The following is a 19,675-nucleotide window of genomic DNA, read 5'->3' as shown; positions in this document are numbered from 1 at the left end:
TTTCAGTTAAAACTTTACTCTAAGTCCTAATGAGTAATAACGGTACGATGGAGCATACCCAAGACTTAATTGTTTTATTTCCTTGTTATTGGCAACCATTAAAAGGTTGGATCCACTAGCATACACACTAAAATCTTCCATATTAAGGTTGGACACCCATGTTTCAGGGAGATCATATGTTAGCTGGACACGTTCAATTTTAAAATTACTGTTGTCATACATCCAAAAACTAGATGTTTTGCCAAAGTTATTGGTGTTTTCAATAGAAGATAATCGTGGAAAAGTGGCAGTGGCAGCTGTAGCTTCCGTCCATCTTCCTCGAACAACTTCAGAATATTTATCACCTGCTTGAGGACGATAATAACTGTCTGAAACAAGAGCGTCACTACCTACTTGAGCCGTTAAAAGTGCGAACAAAGTAAATGCCTTATAGTTTAGTTTAATGTCTGTTCCAAAAGTCCAAGGGGCATCCCATCTACCAATAACAACTTGATCTTGATCATTTACAACACCATCATTATTTATGTCCTTATATTTTAAGTCTCCAGCTTGCACATTACCAAATTGGGCAGGAACGCCGTCCTTTAAAGAACCGTCTGCATTGAAATCATCAACTCCAAAGAACCCTAGAGATTCTAACCCCCAATAGGCGTCAATAGATGTTCCATTTCTATATTGATAATCATCTTCATATACTTCATCTACTTTGGTCAATTCAGAATCTGTATATAGAACTCTTGCACCAAGATCTAACCCTAAATCTCCAAATTTATCAGCATATCTAATCCCTAGTTCAAAACCTGTACGTAGTTCTTCGTTAAAATTTGAATAGGGTCGAAATGAATTATAATATTGCGGATATAATGTTGATACTCTTGTTACTTGCTCTTTTAAGCTTGAACGAAAGTAATTAGCTTCTATCGAGAATTTATCATAAACAAGCCCTTCAAAACCGAAGTTAAAGTCCATTCTTTTCTCCATTCCTAAACTATTATTTTGACCTCGTTCAATTGTTGTATAACCATTAGAAGAAGTTGAACCGTATCTGTCTCCCCAATAATAGCTACCTCCGTTTTGTTGATATATAGCGTCATATAAAAAGTATCCTGGAATACCCAAATCTGAATATATAGTACCCATAGAGGTGCGTAATTTAAGGTAGTTTAACCATGATATATCCTTCAATGCAGGTTCTTCTGATAAAACGTAAGCAAGGCCTACTGTTGGTGCTAATTTACCTCTATTACCTTCAGCTAATTTAACAGAATGAATATAAGATGCGTTTAAATCGAGTAGAAATTTATTCTTGTAACTATAATTTAAACTTAAAGCTACATTACTGTTTTTATCAGATTGTTTTACTGACTTTACATACGTGTTATTTGTGAACCCTACCAAAGAAGCTTTTATAAAATGATCTTCCTTAATTTTCTTTTCATAGTTTAACAAACCAAAGAAACCATATCTAATTACAAATGAATTTGTTTCCACTTTTTCTTCTTGACCTCTGCGGTCGGCACTCCCTACATTTACCAAATCAATTATTTTGTTATCATCATTCCAAGTGGGCTGATAAATAGCAAACTGATTTTTTACAGTTAAGTTATAGCTATTATAGAAATCAAAACTTAAATAGGTTTTCGCTGATAAGCCCTCTGTAATGGAACTAAGATCAAAATCTATAGAATTATTTACTTGACTAATTCGTGTCATATTCGTTTGCTCTCCTCCTGCTATGATATTAGCCAATGGAACATTTCCACTAAATGATTGGTTACCTCCCAAAATATATCCATCATATTTATTGGCTGCTTCAACAATGCCTTCTAAGGTAGAATTACCAGTAAAATCTATCATACTTACAGGCAATAGCGGTGCGTAAAGATTGGGTCTAAACGTTTGACCTGCATTGTAAAGGTTAGTCAACGAACTTTTATTTCTTTCAATAATCGCAACAGCATCTAAACTGCTTGTAATCCAGTTATTAATTCTAAAATCAATATTTCCCCTTACATTAAAACGTGTTGTACCTTTATCATTCTCACTTACATCTTGTAGGCTACGATCGGATTTAAAACCAACGTTTATATAATATTTTGTATCTTCCATCGCACCAGAAAAATCGGCAAGAACGTTGGTAAACGATGACTGAGATTTGAAATAATCGTTTGAATATAAATCTATATTTGGATATCTATATGGATTTACTCCACTATTAAAATTTGCAATTTCGTCATCTGAATACGTCGCACTTAACCCGTCATTTGCACGAGCCTCATTATAATATTTCATATATTCACCTGAATCTAGATATTTAGGCATCGCCACAGGGTTCTTAATTCCAGAGCTGGCACTAACATTAAATTCTTTCTTATTGGAACCTCGCTTTGTTGTAACAACGATTACTCCATTTTTTGCCATAGAACCATACATCGCAGCCGCACTAGCATCTTTTAATACCGTAATTTCTTGAATTTCTTCCATATTGAGCAAGTCAATCGATCTTCCTGGAATACCATCAACAACAATAAGTGCATCACCTAAACCACGGATATTACTACTGTATTTAAGTCCAGTAATTCTACCGTTTAAAGCATCTCTTACCCATTGTGTATTGTCAAATTTCAAAAATTTATCTGGGTTTATAGAAGATACTGAACCTACTATGTTACCATTCTTTTCAGTTTGGAAACCTAAATTCACCTCCCTATCAAAGTTAGAAACCAATTTAGTGCTATCAATAGCAATGGTATCTGTTTGCGTTTGTTGGATATTTTGCCCAGTTAATGCGTAAGAAAATAGTAAATAGCTTCCTAAGCACAAGAGTGATTTATTATGTTTTATAAAGTGTATCATAAATTGGTTGTTATTATCAAATACAGAAAACAGTTAAGTGTTACCATCCAGGATTTTGAGGAAACCCTTCATACAATTCAGTATCGTTTTTAGGAAGGGGTAACCAGTAATGTTTTTCGTCAAAAACTCGAGTTCTTAAAACTTCCTCCACCATATTAATTGGTTTACCTGAGGCATTTCGATCAAAACGTAATCCTGTTTTTAGTTTATATTTCATGTTAGTTCCCTGCTTCCATCTTCTAATGTCCATCCATCTATGATTTTCCCATGACATTTCCATAGCACGTTCACGACGAATTTCTTCCATAAATACATTAGGGCTTGTTAAGTTTATTGCACTCACATTTAAGCTACCATCAGGCATTGCCCGTTCTCTAATTTTATTTATAGCATCAACTGCAGAAAGATCAAATCCACTCGGTTTTCCATTAATTCCATACCCCATAACAGCTGCTTCGGCATACATTAAATACACGTCAGTCAATCTTACATGAACTCTCCAGGCAAACAAACCTTGATTATCATATTTATTAAAAGATCTGGGGTACCATTTTTTTGCTACATATCCTGTTCTTGTACCATTGCTTTTCCCTGGGTATCGGTGTGCACCGCCATCGTAAAACTCCGCATATCTATTTACTGCATCAGCACCCGTGGCTGCTCCTAAATTATCAACTAATTGATCTCCATCTACAACTATCCATTTATAAAAACGCGGGTCTCTATTTGCCCAAGGATCATTAGGGTCAAATAATGGACTTTCATCACAAGACAATCCATCTTTCATTCCAAAATAATTATGAATATAGTTGTGTGTAGGAGAATTTATTGCATTAGAATTACCAATTGCACCCAATTGCCAAGCATCACCCATATAACCACCAAACCATCCTACAAATCCAGATTGTCCAAAAATGTATTCTGAATTATAAGAATATTTTCCGTCTGTAGAATAAAAAACAGATTCGTAATTATCCCATGGAACAAGTTGATAGCGAGGAATTTCAATTACTTTCGCAAAAGCGTCCGCTGCTTGTTTACACAGTTCTACATTGTACCCATAAGTATCATTACTATTTTGCATTAAAGGGCTCGCAGCGAATAATAAATTTTTAGCCTTTATAGCTAAAGCCGCACCTTTTGTTAATCTAAACATATTTTGACCATTGGTTTTCACACCTGGTTGCCAATCTGAATCATCCCAATCTTCTGGTAATAAGGCAATGGCCTTATCAAAGTCTTTGTCAATTTTAAGTGCTGTCTCAGACCATTCTGTAGGTCTTTGTAGCTTCCAATCATCTTTTAATACATGGTCAATGTAAGGCATAGGCCCCCAAAATTTCATGATTTCATGATGAAAAAAGCCTCTAAAAAAATACGCCTGCCCCAAAATGGCATCTTTTTGTTGTTGCGTTGCATCGACCATCAAAGAATCTGCACTAGCAATAACAATATTAGCTTTTCTTATACCAGCCCAACTACTTGGCCATACGGCACTTTTTTCAAATGGAAGACCAGAACTAGTATTTGGATTTCCACTAAAATAATTAAAATCATTTTGCCAATCCCAATATCTCCCTTCATCAGAGGAGTAATCAAATATCCATGTCTCAACTCCTATAGAATCTTCTCCATAATAAGAGTAATACGACCAGAATGGAGCAGAATAATCTACAATCATGGCATACATTTCTTCTACAAAACCTTGAGCATTTTCAAAATTTTTGAATACTTCTTCTACTGTGAGATCTGTTTCAATGGTTTTATCTAAATAGTCCTCGCAAGAATACATCATTCCAATTAGACTTAATAAACCGATTAATTTGTATAAACTTCTCATTGTCTTTTATTAAAAATTAATTGTTAGTCCTAAATTCATTCTTTTAAACGTAGGGTAGTTACCTCTAAACTCAGATTGACTACCTACATTTTCTTCCCTATCATCAGGAAGATCAGACCAAAATGCTAAATTATTACCACTTAAAAATATTCTGTATTGACTACCATCTTTTGATCCAAAGGTGTATGCAATTTCCATGTTCTGTAGTCTAAGAAAAGAAGCGTCATACCAATCTCTATATGGATCCGTAGCTCCTGATGCCCCTCCAAAAGAAGGAAGAATTTCCGTTCCATTAGGATTACTCACACTCCAATAGTCTGATTTATCATCAAAAAACAAAGGCGTTTGCACTGCAAATGTTCGGTCTTGATATTGTTTCGTTGTATTACTAACACCATAAAATTGAATCATAAATGTAAAATTCTTGTATCCGGCTCCTAAAGTTAAGTTATAGGTGTTTTGAGGACGAGTAGGATACCCATAAGGCACATTATCGTTGGCATTTATTACACCATCTCCGTTATAATCAATCAAGTCGTAAGACCCTGGCCGTACTGCTCCTTGATTATTTTCCACAGGAGAAGAACCGTAAACATCATCCCACGATTGCATCATATCTCCACGTATTGTAGTACTATTTTGCCCAATTGGAAATCCCTCCTCTTTTTGATAAGCTTCTTTAAGCTCTGGATCTTCTTTATATATCACCTCGTCTCTAGCTGTTGTATAGGCAAAATTAGCCGACACATCCCAATCATCAGTTATTTGTTGTTTAAAATTTAATGCTATTTCCAATCCTTTTACACTTGTTTCACCAAGGTTTACATCGGCTGGGTCAAACCCAAAGAAACTAGGTACACTTCGGTTATCTGCAGGAATGATAATATCATGTCTATCTTCTTTAAAAAAGTCTACATCTAAGGAAAGCTTATTTTCTAACACGGCCATTTCAAATCCGATATTGGCCTTTTCAGAAGTTTCCCATTGTAAATCTGGATTCCCAAGAACGCTTTCTTTATAATACGTATAAGGTGATTGGACCCCCCAAACATTAGAGTTATTCATATAAGCATTACCTCCACTAGACCATTGAGATAAATAAGCCCATCTATTTCCTGCAGCATCATCACCAACAACACCATACGAACCACGTATTTTCAGTTTATTTAACCACGAAACGTTTTCCATAAAAGACTCATTACTAATCATCCAACCTAAGGCCGCTGAAGGAAACAAGTCAAACTTATAACCAGGTCCATATTTTTCAGAACCATTATATGCTCCATTTAAATCTATAAAATATCGATTATCATAATTATAAACTAACCGACCTACCCAGTCTTCTCTATATCTTGGTAACATATCACCAATAGCATACTCTTCCCTATTCATCAATGCCAATACGCCTACATTATGTTTTTCTGCAAAAGTTTTGTCATAATTTAATGAAAACTGATAGAAAAGTCTTCTACTGGTTTGCCAATCTTGAATTTGAAGAGCATCTCTGTTCCAAGGTTGTACCACATAATCAAACTGATTAGTACCTGAAGGAGAAACTATTTGTTCTGTACCATCTGAAAGATATACTCTATAAATTACATTATCAGTTCCTGTAGGGTCGGTCTCCTTAATACCACCTTCTCCTCTAAAATTATTATCATAAGATAAAGAGCCCCTAAAAGATAAGCCTTCTGTAATAAAATCTAATTTTTGTGTAAGAATAAAATCCGTATTTACCTGAACCCTGTGATTTTTTGTTGCTCCTTTAGTAGAAAGTATTACTGCTGGATTCGCTAACTCATAATTCTCGACTAACGTTCGTCCATAAGTGCCATCAGGATAAATTGGATAAAATAAACTTGGTGCCAAATTATAGATACTACTATAAAGCAATTGGCTATCTGCATCATTACCATTTTGCACTCCATAATAACCCGAAAGGTTCACAGATAAACGCGTACTCTTGGTAACATCAAAATCTATATTACTTCTAAAGTTAAAACGATCATAATTAAAATTTGCTTCGTAATCTCTACCGTTGTTAAAGGAAGACCCGTCAAAGATATCACCAACATGCTGATAAGTAAGTGCTCCAAAATATTTAACAGCATCAGTACCTCCACTTACAGAAAGATTCACTTTGTGATCCATTGCAAAATCTTTTTGGGTAACATCATTCCAATCTACATTAGGATAAATGTAGCGATCTGTTTCGTTTCTAGGATTTCTATATCTATCGGCTATATCAACAGGGGTATACTGTCCCCATAAATCATCTCTAATCGGCAATACTCTTTCTATAGCCTCATTGGTTACCATAATACCATCATAAGAATCATATTTTTGAGGTAATTTTGAAGGTACTTTTATTGTGGAAGTTGCAGAAACAGAAAGTCTTGCTTTTCCTTTCTTCCCACGTTTTGTAGTAATAAGAATAACCCCATTAGCACCTTTTACACCAAATACTGCCGTTGCAGAAGCATCTTTAAGTATTGACATGCTTTCAATATCACTTGCATTTACATCAGTCATACTCCTTTCTATACCATCAACGAGAACTAATGGTTGTCCACCACCGTTCCATGTACTTTGCCCACGAATATATATAGCAGGATTCTCGTCACCAGGACGTCCTGAAGAAGAAACAGTTACAACACCAGGCAAACGCCCAGTAAGTGCCTGCCCTACCGTAGATACACCTCCAGATTGCATTAATACATCTCCGGTTACCTGTACGATAGACCCTACCACGCTTTCCTTTTTCTGTTTACCATATCCAACGATAACCACCTCATCTAGAGCAGATGCTTCAGCTACCATTACAATATTTATTTCAGTACGACCATTAACACTAATAACTTGCGTACCAAAACCTATAAAACTTACTTCTAATTTTGCATTTTTAGGTACCGTTATGTTGAATGTACCATCTAGATCAGACATTACTCCATTGAGTGTTCCTTGCTCAATAATATTAGCACCGATTACTGGACCAAATTCCGCCTCGGTTATAGTGCCATGCACCGTAATAGTTTCCTGAGAATCCGTTTGTGCTAAAACGGTCAAATGGGAAATAAAGATCAACAATACAAACAGTATTATATTGATAACGTACTTAAAACTAGAATTAGGCTGTTTTGTGTAAGGAATTCGTTTTTTCATCTCTAAAATCTGGTTGATACTTCTTTTAATTGGTTCTTAGAGTTCAAAAGGCTAAACACCCTGCTCTAAACTTAACCCATCTCCAACTACATTATTTTACTTTATTTCAATAGTTAAATCAGTTATTATATCGAGAAATAAATTTGATATAGAAACTCAAGAAAACTATCAATTTATTAATTGGATACTAAATGTCAAAAAATATCTTAATGAAATAAAAGTCGACATAAAGCACTTTTTTTATATTAAATGTAGTTTTTACATTTACAAATGTAAGAAAAGAAATTTATATTTAACAAATATTTCACAAAAAAAATGTACTTATAACACTTATGTTTTGTAAACAATGATATTTATCACTTTATTACATTATTTTTAGCAATCATTTAATACAAATAACACAGAGCCATACAGTGATTAAGAAGAATACCTAATTAAGACCTTCATATGAAAGCTTTGAATTTAAAAACATAACTTTACCTTATAAAAATCATATTTTACTAACCTTTGATTGTTTTATTCATGGTTATTATCAAAAAAACATAAAAAATATTCTTAAAAAATAGTAATAAATCATTTACGAATATCTCCAGTTAAAATAATTAAGAGCATGTCATTGTATTAAAAAAATTATAATTGGATTTGTGATTAAAATATTGTTGCGGGTAGTTTATGTTTAACCACAATATTAAAACTAAACCTAAAAAATTGATTATTTGGGGAGGTTGATCTTATTTCAATCACGTTATGATAAGAAGAAAAAATGAGAGGTTTTAATTCCACAGTCTTAAGGGATAGTAAAATTTTAGAAACTATGAATGTAAAGTAGAAAAGAGACCATTATTTGCCTTAAAAGTGTATTTTAATTGCCAATAATAATCTCTTCTTGTTATTTGATTTAAAAAATGAATCCTTAATCAACCTTTTTCCATTTTGTCAATGCCTCTAAATAATAATAATCGGCATAATTCAAAGGCTTGTCATTTTCTTCACCAGTATGAATATTACCTACAGAATGCATTAGTAAAAAGCCCTGGTTCTTACCATAGCTCGCTAAATAATCATCAGTTGATAATCTTCTTAAAATCTTTTCTGCATAAGATTTCATTGCCACACTTTTTTCTGGTACATATTGTTGTAATGAAAGTAACGCAGAAGCTGTTATCGCTGCGGCCGAAGCATCTTTTGGTTCATTTGGAATCTTAGGAGCATCATAATCCCAATATGGTATTAAATCTTCTGGAACTTTTTTACTCTCCATAATATAATTAGCAATGCCTTTGGCTTGATTTAAAAAAATGGTATCCTTAGTGTTCTCATAAGTTTGCGTAAAACCGTATAACCCCCATGCTTGTCCCCTAGCCCATGATGAAGGATCTGAATATCCTTGAGCCGTTTGCTTACTTCTTACCTCTCCTGTTTTTGAATCATAATCAACCACATGAAAACTGCTATAATCATCTCTAAAATGGTTTTTTAAGGTCGTTAATGCATGTTTTGTAGCCACATTGTAAAAAGTGGAATCTTTTGTAAACTCAAAAGCTTTATACAACAATTCAAGATTCATCATATTATCAACTATTACGGGTACATCCCACCCTCTTTCTGAAATCCATCCCATATCTGGTGTGGTATCCCAAGATTGTATCACTCCAATTTCAGGTCTATACCTTGTTATTAAGGAGCGAGCTCCTTTCACCAACACATCTTCAAACCTTTTTTCTTTAGTGACCACATAACCATTACCATAGCTGCAGTCTAACATAAAGCCCACATCATGTGAATTTGTAATGTACTTTACCGAATCAAGTGCCAGCGTAAATTGTTCTGCATAATCTTTCCATTTATTTGAATGGTTATATGCATATATATACCATAATGATCCAGGAAAAAATCCACTTGTCCAATCTTGAAAAGGTTTTAAACGCAATTCACCTTCTTCAGTAACACCTCTAGGTTGTAACAATGGCTTATTGTTTTCAATACGATGAATCAAACTGTCGTATTGTTTTTCTGAAAACGCAAAAACCCTGCTTATAAGTTCTTCTTTGGTCTCAACTGTTGTTGCAATCGCATCTTTTTTATTAACATCTTTACAAGATGTTAAACTAAAAACTATTGCAATTATCAACACCCATTTACATTTATTCATTTTCTACTGTTTTATGATTTGCTTACCCTCTGTTAGCTTTATTTCCCTATTGTTAAACTTAAAAATACCTGTTGTTCCTTTAGGCAATACTATTTCTCCCTTTACTTTATTACCTTTCTTTTTTAGATTTACAACAATATCACCGTTAGGATGCGGCATAACAGCCTCAAAACCCTTTAAATCCCCAAAATGAGGTGCAATAGCTATTTCTTCAAAATTCTTACTTAGCGGATAAATTCCAGCAACAACTTTTAAAAAGTGATAGTTAGGTGACGCTGACCAAGCATGACATTCTGAACGCGGATTAATATCAGTTTCTGCAAAGGTAGTAAGCCCTTGATCTAACTGATTTGTCCAATTTTGCAATAAACTACTATATAAATTACCCAAACCTGATTTTTGCAACGCCTCAAATAAGTAAAACTTATAATAAATGGTGGTTTGAATTAAATCTTTATCATCTAATATATTATGCATCAACGCTTTTTGATCTTCTTTAGGTATCGCATCAGTTAAGATGGCCATGATATTGGTATGTTGTGAGAATTGTTTTTTATTAGGTGTTTCAGCAAACATTCCTTTTTCCTTTACAAAACAGTTTTTTACAACACTTTGACGGATTCTTTTTTCTAACTCTAAATATTTTTCGGCCTCCTCATTATAGCCTAAATCGCTAAAAATTCGTGCTGCATTTTGTAATGTTTTTACAAATTGTAAGGCAACAGATGCCGAATAACCATCATCTGCTCCTGGAGGAATTCCATTTGGGTACCCTTGTGCCCAATCCGTAAAATTCCACCACTCCATATTTGTCGGCATATCGTTTTTATCAACTTTAGCCGTCCACCAATCCATTACATTTTTCATTCCTGGAATGAACTTCCTTACAAATTCATCATCATTTTTGTACATGTGATAATCGTGTAACATATTAACCCATAATAAAGAATAGGTAGGTATTACCTGAACAATATATGACGGATATCTACTTTGCGTTAAGCCGTTAGGCAACCTTGAATTATCAAACATTTCAATTGCCTTTCGCATCAACCTATCATCACCATCAACACTAATAGATACAATTGCCTCAATTCTCGTATCACCAACATACTGCAACTGTTCGTAATACGGATCTATAAAACTCTCAACGGCTGAATTTCTTAGTGTTAACCAAGAGGCATCCCATATTTGAGTTAACACTTCATTGTCTGTTTTAAACTTAGCATTTTCTTTAAAAGGATAAGCTGTATAAACCCCATAAAAATCATCAATTAGTAAGGCCTCTTCACCTGTTTCTATATCTAATTGTACAAATCGATATGTTTTCTGACCAAAGGGTTTAAATTCTCTATTCATCCCCCCATCAGGCTCAATAATATCATAATATCCTAAAATATGTTTTCCTTTTACCTCATTTCTATTTCCCTTTTTCCAGTCTTTATCATACATCGCTTCCGAATACGTCACCTTTATTCGACTCTCTTTTCCCTTAGAATATTTTAGCTCTGGATGTCCAATCGTATGATGCGACTGATCTAATAAAAGACTTACTTTTTTATTAGGAGGTATTGTAATACTTCCTTTTCCTTTTATAAAGTCATCATTAGCATCTATTCCAACACTTCTGGCAATTTTGTTAAAACGTTGTACCGACTCTTCTAAAAACGGTATTGACCTTGGGACTAAATACCAAGTACTTCCATATAAAAAACCACGCCCTACTGCAAACTCAACAGTCGCCAATTTAGGTTCTAACCAATTTACATCGTCATAATCAATTTCTTTCCATCCCCATTGGTGCTTTTTTGAAATCAGTTTTTCTCCAGGACCGGCCGCATAATAACCACGTAAAGAATCACTAACAAAAGGAATGCTTTTAAAGCCTTCGTCGTTTATCACTTTCCATTTTGAAGCCTTTCCTGTATTTAAATCAACTGGATTACTTTTCTCTCCTTGTAAAATAAATGCGGTTTGAAAAGTCATAGAAGATGCTTTCCTATATTCCCCAAAATTAACCACCTCAGCGGCAATTATATTTTTACCCACTATTAATTCATTCGCAATATCAATTGTTTCATATCTGTAATTATTAATATCAGAAGATGATGGTCCAGAAATAATGTACTTACCGTTTACAAATAAGCGATAACGATTATCTGCTGAAAGATGAACTATAAACTTTTCAGGCATTGCTTTTAAGTCAAAGGTTCGTCTAAATAAGAATTTACGTGCATCTAAAGTTGATTCTGTTGGATGTGTAATCCATTGTGAAGTCCATGCATGTTTAAGTTGTGTAAATTCTTTTCCTTCATGATTAATTTTCACAACAGATTCTTGCGAAAAAACACTAAAGGTTGACAAACAAAACAACAGGCAAAATGAAAGATAAAATTTATTGACAGTACCAATTGCTAATTCTTGTTTTTTCATATTAAATTTTTATATCTTTTAAACTAGTAAACTTGATGTAGCCTATTATAATTTTTTTGAATCTCGGATACATCTAATTTTGGAATTTTGTGACTTTAAAATTATCAAAGTAAATAAACGAATCCTTCTTTGGTGCCCAATCTTCAGTATTACCACCATGAAATGTTGAAAAATAGAACGAATCAATTTCGCCTAATGGAGCCAAACGATACCTTACTTTATCATCATGTATTACCTTTTCATTGTCTATCCAAACCTTCATTACACCATTGAATTGATCGCTGTCATTTAATTTTATATGTTGTTTTATTTTATACCATTGCCCTGGTTTAAAAAAAACATTCGTTTTAACACTGTCTCCCCATTTGTGCTCCATGTCCATATGGTAAAAATAGACGATTATTTCTCCATCTGCTATCCACATATAACGAGCACTCCAACCTTCACCATTATCAGGATGAACACCTCCTGTATATTTCTCCCCACCACTTGTTAGCCCTGGTAATTTACCTCCCAAGCGAAAATCAAAACCTTCCATAAACTTTATGTTATACTCCAATGTATATTCTGAAGCTTTTGGTAATGGCTTGTCAAACTGTATTCCTCCTTGCTTGGGACCTACTGAACCTTTGGGATAAAGCACTTTCAACACTTTTCCATGGGTTTCATCTAATTCAATCGTAGCCCTATCCCTAAGTAATTTCCAATTTACATCTCCAACATCCTTTTTTAAATTATTTTCAGTGTACGGACCAATAGTATTACCCTCAAAATCAAGATTAAAAACCTCATTATTTGAGTTATTTACTTGAAGTTTATTTGAACCACAACTGATGGTAATTAATGCACAAATTACTACTATCGAAAAACGTATTTTCATAAACAAACTCTTAAATTTTTAAATATTTAAACATAAACCTCTTTGTATTAGTTACTGCTTTTTTTTGATTCAGGCAGTAGATAATATCCTTGTCAAACATGCCACATTCCTTCATAGACATCAAGTTTAACTTCTTTATTACAGTTATCTTAAACCCGATGAAACCAAAAGGCATTACTTAAAAACATCTCCCTTTAAAATGACCTGACCATGATCTGGTATTGCCTTTACTAAAGCGTATTTATTTTGATTGTAACTAATAATTTTACTTTCTATTTCATTTCCATTTTGCGTTGCAGAAAGGGACAACCAATTATTTGCTAAACGTACTTTTATAGTTAAGGGATAATCATAGATTTCATCTTTCATTTTATCCGTTAAACTTATTGATATGGAATTTTCAGAAATAGAATCTACACTTAAAGAATGAGTAGCATATTCTTGAGCATATTTTGCAACATCAGGAAAAGTCCCAATCCATAGCTTATCCTCTTTTTCTTTTAGATATTTAAAAAATGCATCTGTCTTTTCTTGTACAGCAGGTGCTGAAACCTCATGAAAATGTGTACTTCCCCATCCTCTATAATAATTTTTACCTTCTAGCTTTGAAGTATTATCGAGCAAAGGCAACATATAATGATTCCGTGTGCTATCATTACTGTAAATGTGTGGATTGCTAATACTTCTAACTTGTTTAAAATCAATTTTATTTGCGGGATTTAACAGACCAATCACCCCTCTACTCGCAATAAAATGATTAGCTACTTCATCTACATTTCCTTCTCCCCAAGGATAAGCATAGGTCAAACATTTCTGGTTTTCTATATGCTTTTCAATTTTCGTTTTTGTACGATTTAATCTTTTATTATAAGCTTTTATTGAGGGATATTTTACCCCTGTTTCTTTATCTTCATACCAATTTCTATCATCATGCCCCTGGATTGCATTACCCGCTTTGGAGAGTTCATTAAACAAATCCCAATTCTTTACATTATATTTTTTATCAGCCTCTGTAATAACAAACCATGTATATTTAAAACCATATTTCTTCTGAAGTTCCATCCAAAAGGAAATATCTTTTTCATAATTATCATCAATGGTAATGGTAAAAGCACTCAATTTGTCATCATTCCAAAGACATACGGAAGCTTCTCCAATAGTTTGTGACCAAACTTTATCCGTTATTTCAAATCTAGCATCTGTAGTATCTTCAAGAATAAAAGTATCTTGTGCATAAGTACCCATTGCGAATAGCAGAAAAACTGATATGTATAATTTTTGTATCATCTTAATTTGCGTTATCACTAACTAATCATGTTTCTCCGTCTAAAAACTATTTCCAATTCCTATCAGAACGGTTGAAAAAATAATCACAACTAGTCCAAGCCATAAAGTACGCATGGTTTTCGTTGATACACCTTTCCATTCTTTAAAGTATATTCCCCAAAGAGTACTGAATATAATAATAAATGCCATGTGCAAAGTCCAACTGGCAAACTCATATTTTTCACCTAAAAAAGTTGTTCCCATACCATAAAAGAAAAACTGGAAATACCAAGTTACGCCTCCTGCGATTGCTAATAAGTAATTTTTTGGTTTATTAGGAATGTCTTTGTCTGTAAAATCACTAAACGTTTTATTTTTTATACTTAAAATTATGGTCCAAATAAAATTAGTTAAAAACCCTCCCCAAAGTACCCAAACGATAACAGGATTATTTTGAAAAATATCTTTAACACCTAGCTTTAACGCTTCTTCTGCAATAGGCTTCCCCGCTGTTAATCCAAATGCAAAACAAGCACTTAAAATACCCGAGATCACAGCGATAACCATACCTTTAGAAAGATTGAATTCTGCTACAGCCTCCTTTTGCTCTTCTGCATTTAAATCTTTTTCCTTTAAGATACCAGCTTTACCCGCTATGGCTATACCTATAAGACTTATTATTACACCTATTAAAACAAGAATACCTCCTTTTGTCTGAAGCAATTCCGAAAAAGTACCGTTGTAAAGTGGTGGTATTAAAGTACCGAAAGCCGCTGTAAAACCTAATGCAACCGCCATACCTAAACCAATACCTAAATAACGCATTGACAACCCAAAAGTTAGTCCGCCAATACCCCAAAGCATACCGAAAAAGAAAGTATAAAATTTTGTTTCAAAATCACTAGCTCCCAATACTTCAATAAGATTTGGAACTGTAAACCATGCCATAATAATTGGAGCAAAAATCCATGCAGCAAAGCCTAAAACGAGCCAAGACGTCTCCCAACTCCATTTTTTTATCAACTTAAATGGAATATAAAAACTACCTGCGGCAAATCCACCAATTGCATGTAACAATAATCCTATTAATGCTCCCATCTCTTTTGTTATTTAGTTAATTATTTTTTTAAATAATTATAATTTATACTTGGAATTTGAAACGTTTTATGCAGCGTCAAAATCCTTTTTTAACAGGGTTTGTGCCAATTTTAATTCATCTGCCGTAAATGACTTTGCTGTTGATGCCGAAACAGCTCCTTCTAATTCATAACTATTCTTAGCACCAGATAACACAGTCGAAACTCCTTTTTGATCTAGCACCCATTTTAATGCGGCCTGCGGCATATTCGTAATATCATCTCTTATTAAAAACTTAAAAGCCTCTACTTGATCTACCCTTTCCGCCAACGCTGCTTTTGAGTACCTAGCGTTGAGTGTATTCTTTTCAAAAACGGTATTTTTTGTTATTGTACCAGATAAAAAACCATTCGCTAAACATTCTCTCGCAAAAACACCAATATTATGCTCTTTTGACAACGTATTCACCAATTGTTGAGCTTCTCTATTCATTAAACTTAACACCACCTGAACAACATCTATTTTCCCTTCTTTTGCCCATTCTCGTGCCATATTCTCCGTTTGATTAAACATGGAAATAGAATGTCCAATAAAACGAACTTTCCCTTGTTTTTTAACTTGCTCGATTCCCTCCCAAACATCATCGTGAATTTCATCAGAGGAAAATGGAGAATGAAAGAAAAGGACATCTATATAATCTGTTTGCAATCGCTTTAAACTTTCTTCAACAGAATCAATTACACGAGATTTATAAAACAAAGAACGCCCACCTTCAATACATGGATTTCTACCAAATTTTGATGAAATATGCACTTTATCTCGTTTTCCTTTTAAAGCTTTACCCAATACAATTTCTGCAACACCATCTTGCTTGTCAGTTCCATATTGCGGGGCTGTATCAAATATATTAATACCAAGGTCAATACCGGCATTGATAGTTTTTATTCCATCTTTCTCAGCTACACCACCATATACATTATTACCAAAAGCCCAAGTACCCAAACTGATTTCACTTAGAGTAAGACCTGTCCTTCCTAAAGTCCTATATTTCATATTTTTATAATTATTGTTATAAAACGGTCATCCCGAAGCATCGGGCCTGTTCGCCATTAATTAATTTCTGAGGTAACAACATCCTTAACATACTAGATTCATATTTTAAATGTAATTTTTTATTATTCCTCCCAACTTTTCAGTTGCATTTTTAATAAATGAATTGACTATCAGTTCTCCATGTTCTGCAGTTGATGATCGTGGATCTTCTCCAGAAACCGCATCAATTTCCAAAGATATTTCTCTGTCTTTTGGCAAACTATGTAAATCAACCGTTTCTGGCTCAAAATATAACTGTAAGGAAGTTTCGCCTAATGCAGAATGATTTGCTACCAAAAGATGATCAGGTATAACATCAAATTCTGCTAAAGCCCAAAAGTATTTATTAGGATATTTATTATTAAAATCACGTGCAACATCTCTTAATATCTGAAGATGCGGCTCCCCTGCATGGCCTGACAACAATACCACTATTTTAAAATTCTGCTCTGCTAATTGCTCGAAATACTCTTCACAAATTAATTGAATTAATTTTTCAGAAAACTCGATTGAGTGATTGGGAAAATCAACACCAGGATATGATTTTATTAAATTCGCAGCTAAACTAATTGGAGGAAAAACCAAGCCCCCAACTTCTTTTGCTAACAAAGAGCAAAGATGAGCTGTTTTATGCGTATCTAATCCTGTTGGATTATGCCTACCGTGATATTCTATGGCTCCCCAAGGCAAATAAGCGATAGGATAGTCCTTTTTAATTTCTTCTATTTGGGTAGGACGCATTTTATCAAAATCCCCCCATTTTATCTCATCTTTCATTACTCCCAATCTTTATGATAAATTAAAGGGTTTTGAGCTTCATTATTTAATAGATCACCAATTTTTAAAGATTTGAAATACTCGTCTGGTAATACATTTTGTTTTCCATTAAAAACACTTCCATCTGGCATATAAGCACAGGTCATTGCTTTTCTTGTATACGGTGTCATATTTACACCTGCGGCATGTATTGTTAATCCGTTATGAAAGGAACAGGAGCCCGCCTTAATAATTGATGGCGTCGGGTCCTTTTTAGCATAATCAGGATAATCATTAAATATATCTCCCATATTTGCTCCAATGCCTGGTTCTATAAAATCGGTATCTTTTTGAGAACCTGGCATAAAATATAGACATCCGTTTTGCAAGGTTACATCTTCTAGAGCTACCCAAACACTAAGGGCCTCCCTATGGCTAAATGACCAAAACGGCGTATCTAAATGCCATGCCGTTGGATTACCCCAAGGTTGTTTTACCAATGACTGATCATGCCAAATTCTTATACCATCAACTTGTGCAAGTTCGGCTGCCATCTTACCAAGATTCTTATCAAACATTATTTCTTTTACCCCATCATCTGTCATCCATAAGTTAATAATTTGATCAAAAACTTTTCCAAAATATTCAGCATCTTTATTTATACCATCTGAGGCTCCTGTCTTAATTTCAGAATGTGGAAATTTCCTTCCTTTTCTAGCTTTTACAGCCTCGTCAATAGTCGTTTTCCAATGCTCAACTTCAGGTTGCGATAAAAAATCATCAATAATCAATAATCCGTTATTTCTATAAAAACTTATTTGTGCTTCAGATAATTTATGTTTCATATTCTTTTGTGTTATTTACTGCTTAAAACGATTAATAATTCCAGTTATACTATTAACTCTAGTAGAATCTATACACAATGATACATTTATGCTCGTTGTAATTTATCCTGTGCTATCCTGTTTACAACATTTAAGAAACAATACCCGTTATTTACCAACATTTAATACGTTCGTACATACTTTCACACAATAATTTGATATTTTTATGTAGATTTTCTATCTATAAAATTAAATGGATTTTTAATTTTTTCTTGCTTTTTATTTAATATAAGTTCAGCCGCAGTTACTCCCATCTTTTTAAAATCAGTACTTACTACAGTAATCCCTAGAAGCTCTTTTAACGGCGTATCATTATACGAAATGACACCAATATCTTTTCCCAACTCAAGATTATTATCTCTTGTTAATTTTACAAGATTAACCAAATCGCTTTCTTCAATAACTATAAAAATTTCATTCTTTGTTATATCCATATTTTCAGAAATTTCAGACAGAATTTCGAAATTTAGTGAATACTCAAAACAAAACTTTTTAAACCCATGTAAAATTCTTCTTGGATATGGATAGAATGTGTTTTTAGGAAAAACTAGATGTATTTTATCAAACTTTACTATTTTGTCAACGCCATTCTTCAAAGCATCATAAATATCATTTTCAAAATCTTGATAGACTTCAGAATAGGCATTCTTTTTATCTACCTTATTATCCAAGACAATAATTTTTTCATTTGGAATTTTATCCATTACCGTCAATGCTTCTTTTGTTAAACTAATATGATCTAATTTATCAGTTTTAAAGTGTGGCATAATTACATAATAGTTAAACCCTCCAACATGTTGATTAATTAAATTAACAAATAAAGACTCATCACAGTGATAAATAAATAATGAAACATGACCAATTCCCTCTAGGCTCTTTACAAATGAATTGTAAATTTTCATTTTATATGAGCTCAATTTATTAATGAGGAAAAAGATATTAATTTTAGAAATAAGTTCATTTTTAGAGACATAACACCCCTTTCCTTTAACGGATGTTATAATTTTTCTATTTTTTAAATTCTTATAGGCCTTTTCAACAGTATCTCGAGATAGGTATGTGGCTTCACTCAACTCATTAATTGAAGGTAATTTGTCACCTAATTTAAGTTTACCACTAGAAACATCATTAACAATTGAATCTACAACCTGCTTATACTTAGGGACTTTAGATTTTTCATCAATAACAACTGATACATTCATTGTAAGAAATTTGCAAGTTTTAAGGAGTGTTAATCTAACAAAAATACCATTTTTGTGGTCTAAAAGTGTTATTTTAAC

Annotated in this window: 12 protein-coding genes; all 12 read right to left on the bottom strand. The window is 33.4% G+C overall.

Going from position 1 to position 19,675, the window contains the following annotated elements; all coding sequences use genetic code 11:
• Positions 1 to 6 precede the first annotated feature (6 nt).
• The 12 genes from FF125_RS04200 to FF125_RS04145 all read right to left on the bottom strand — a co-directional run bounded on the left by FF125_RS04200 (position 7) and on the right by FF125_RS04145 (position 19,597).
• A complete protein-coding gene (locus FF125_RS04200) occupies positions 7 to 2,856 on the bottom strand; it encodes a SusC/RagA family TonB-linked outer membrane protein (RefSeq protein WP_138948603.1) in 2,850 nt (949 codons plus the stop codon).
• Between the two features lie 40 nt (positions 2,857 to 2,896).
• Positions 2,897 to 4,696, bottom strand: coding sequence for a RagB/SusD family nutrient uptake outer membrane protein (locus FF125_RS04195; protein WP_138948602.1), 1,800 nt, complete (start codon positions 4,694 to 4,696; stop codon positions 2,897 to 2,899).
• A gap of 9 nt (positions 4,697 to 4,705) precedes the next feature.
• On the bottom strand, positions 4,706 to 7,858 hold the full coding sequence (locus FF125_RS04190) for a SusC/RagA family TonB-linked outer membrane protein (RefSeq protein ID WP_138948601.1): 3,153 nt from the start codon (positions 7,856 to 7,858) through the stop codon (positions 4,706 to 4,708).
• A gap of 913 nt (positions 7,859 to 8,771) precedes the next feature.
• Positions 8,772 to 10,010, bottom strand: coding sequence for a glycoside hydrolase family 88 protein (locus tag FF125_RS04185; RefSeq protein WP_138948600.1), 1,239 nt, complete (start codon positions 10,008 to 10,010; stop codon positions 8,772 to 8,774).
• A gap of 3 nt (positions 10,011 to 10,013) precedes the next feature.
• On the bottom strand, positions 10,014 to 12,440 hold the full coding sequence (locus FF125_RS04180) for an alpha-L-rhamnosidase-related protein (RefSeq protein WP_138948599.1): 2,427 nt from the start codon (positions 12,438 to 12,440) through the stop codon (positions 10,014 to 10,016).
• Between the two features lie 73 nt (positions 12,441 to 12,513).
• On the bottom strand, positions 12,514 to 13,320 hold the full coding sequence (locus tag FF125_RS04175) for a polysaccharide lyase (protein ID WP_138948598.1): 807 nt from the start codon (positions 13,318 to 13,320) through the stop codon (positions 12,514 to 12,516).
• A gap of 174 nt (positions 13,321 to 13,494) precedes the next feature.
• Positions 13,495 to 14,607, bottom strand: coding sequence for a polysaccharide deacetylase family protein (locus FF125_RS04170; RefSeq protein WP_138948597.1), 1,113 nt, complete (start codon positions 14,605 to 14,607; stop codon positions 13,495 to 13,497).
• 39 nt (positions 14,608 to 14,646) lie between these two features.
• Positions 14,647 to 15,684 carry an L-rhamnose/proton symporter RhaT gene (gene rhaT / locus FF125_RS04165; RefSeq protein WP_138948596.1) on the bottom strand — a complete coding sequence of 346 codons (1,038 nt, stop codon included), beginning with the start codon at positions 15,682 to 15,684 and terminating at the stop codon, positions 14,647 to 14,649.
• A 66-nt stretch (positions 15,685 to 15,750) separates the two neighbouring features.
• Positions 15,751 to 16,716, bottom strand: coding sequence for an aldo/keto reductase (locus FF125_RS04160; RefSeq protein WP_138948595.1), 966 nt, complete (start codon positions 16,714 to 16,716; stop codon positions 15,751 to 15,753).
• Positions 16,717 to 16,821: 105 nt separating this feature from the next.
• Positions 16,822 to 17,532 (bottom strand): creatininase family protein, encoded by a 711-nt coding sequence (locus FF125_RS04155; protein ID WP_138948594.1) that lies wholly within the window; start codon positions 17,530 to 17,532, stop codon positions 16,822 to 16,824.
• On the bottom strand, positions 17,532 to 18,356 hold the full coding sequence (locus FF125_RS04150; protein WP_138948593.1) for a phytanoyl-CoA dioxygenase family protein: 825 nt from the start codon (positions 18,354 to 18,356) through the stop codon (positions 17,532 to 17,534). The genes FF125_RS04155 and FF125_RS04150 overlap by 1 nt, the downstream gene beginning before the upstream one ends.
• Before the next feature lie 203 nt (positions 18,357 to 18,559).
• A complete protein-coding gene (locus FF125_RS04145) occupies positions 18,560 to 19,597 on the bottom strand; it encodes a GntR family transcriptional regulator (RefSeq protein WP_138948592.1) in 1,038 nt (345 codons plus the stop codon).
• Between the last annotated feature and the right edge of the window lie 78 nt (positions 19,598 to 19,675).

This window comes from Aureibaculum algae (assembly GCF_006065315.1).
GTDB lineage: Bacteria > Bacteroidota > Bacteroidia > Flavobacteriales > Flavobacteriaceae > Aureibaculum > Aureibaculum algae.
The sequence above is the reverse complement of the archived record's forward strand: the minus strand, read 5'-3'. Positions and strand labels throughout refer to the sequence as shown.

Excerpts from the sequence above, each read along its gene's own strand:
- FF125_RS04200 (WP_138948603.1), bottom strand. The coding sequence starts at position 2,856 with ATGATACACTTTATAAAACATAATAAATCACTCTTGTGCTTAGGAAGC.
- FF125_RS04195 (WP_138948602.1), bottom strand. The coding sequence starts at position 4,696 with ATGAGAAGTTTATACAAATTAATCGGTTTATTAAGTCTAATTGGAATG.
- FF125_RS04190 (WP_138948601.1), bottom strand. The coding sequence starts at position 7,858 with ATGAAAAAACGAATTCCTTACACAAAACAGCCTAATTCTAGTTTTAAG.
- FF125_RS04185 (WP_138948600.1), bottom strand. The coding sequence starts at position 10,010 with ATGAATAAATGTAAATGGGTGTTGATAATTGCAATAGTTTTTAGTTTA.
- FF125_RS04180 (WP_138948599.1), bottom strand. The coding sequence starts at position 12,440 with ATGAAAAAACAAGAATTAGCAATTGGTACTGTCAATAAATTTTATCTT.
- FF125_RS04175 (WP_138948598.1), bottom strand. The coding sequence starts at position 13,320 with ATGAAAATACGTTTTTCGATAGTAGTAATTTGTGCATTAATTACCATC.
- FF125_RS04170 (WP_138948597.1), bottom strand. The coding sequence starts at position 14,607 with ATGATACAAAAATTATACATATCAGTTTTTCTGCTATTCGCAATGGGT.
- rhaT (WP_138948596.1), bottom strand. The coding sequence starts at position 15,684 with ATGGGAGCATTAATAGGATTATTGTTACATGCAATTGGTGGATTTGCC.
- FF125_RS04160 (WP_138948595.1), bottom strand. The coding sequence starts at position 16,716 with ATGAAATATAGGACTTTAGGAAGGACAGGTCTTACTCTAAGTGAAATC.
- FF125_RS04155 (WP_138948594.1), bottom strand. The coding sequence starts at position 17,532 with ATGAAAGATGAGATAAAATGGGGGGATTTTGATAAAATGCGTCCTACC.
- FF125_RS04150 (WP_138948593.1), bottom strand. The coding sequence starts at position 18,356 with ATGAAACATAAATTATCTGAAGCACAAATAAGTTTTTATAGAAATAAC.
- FF125_RS04145 (WP_138948592.1), bottom strand. The coding sequence starts at position 19,597 with ATGAATGTATCAGTTGTTATTGATGAAAAATCTAAAGTCCCTAAGTAT.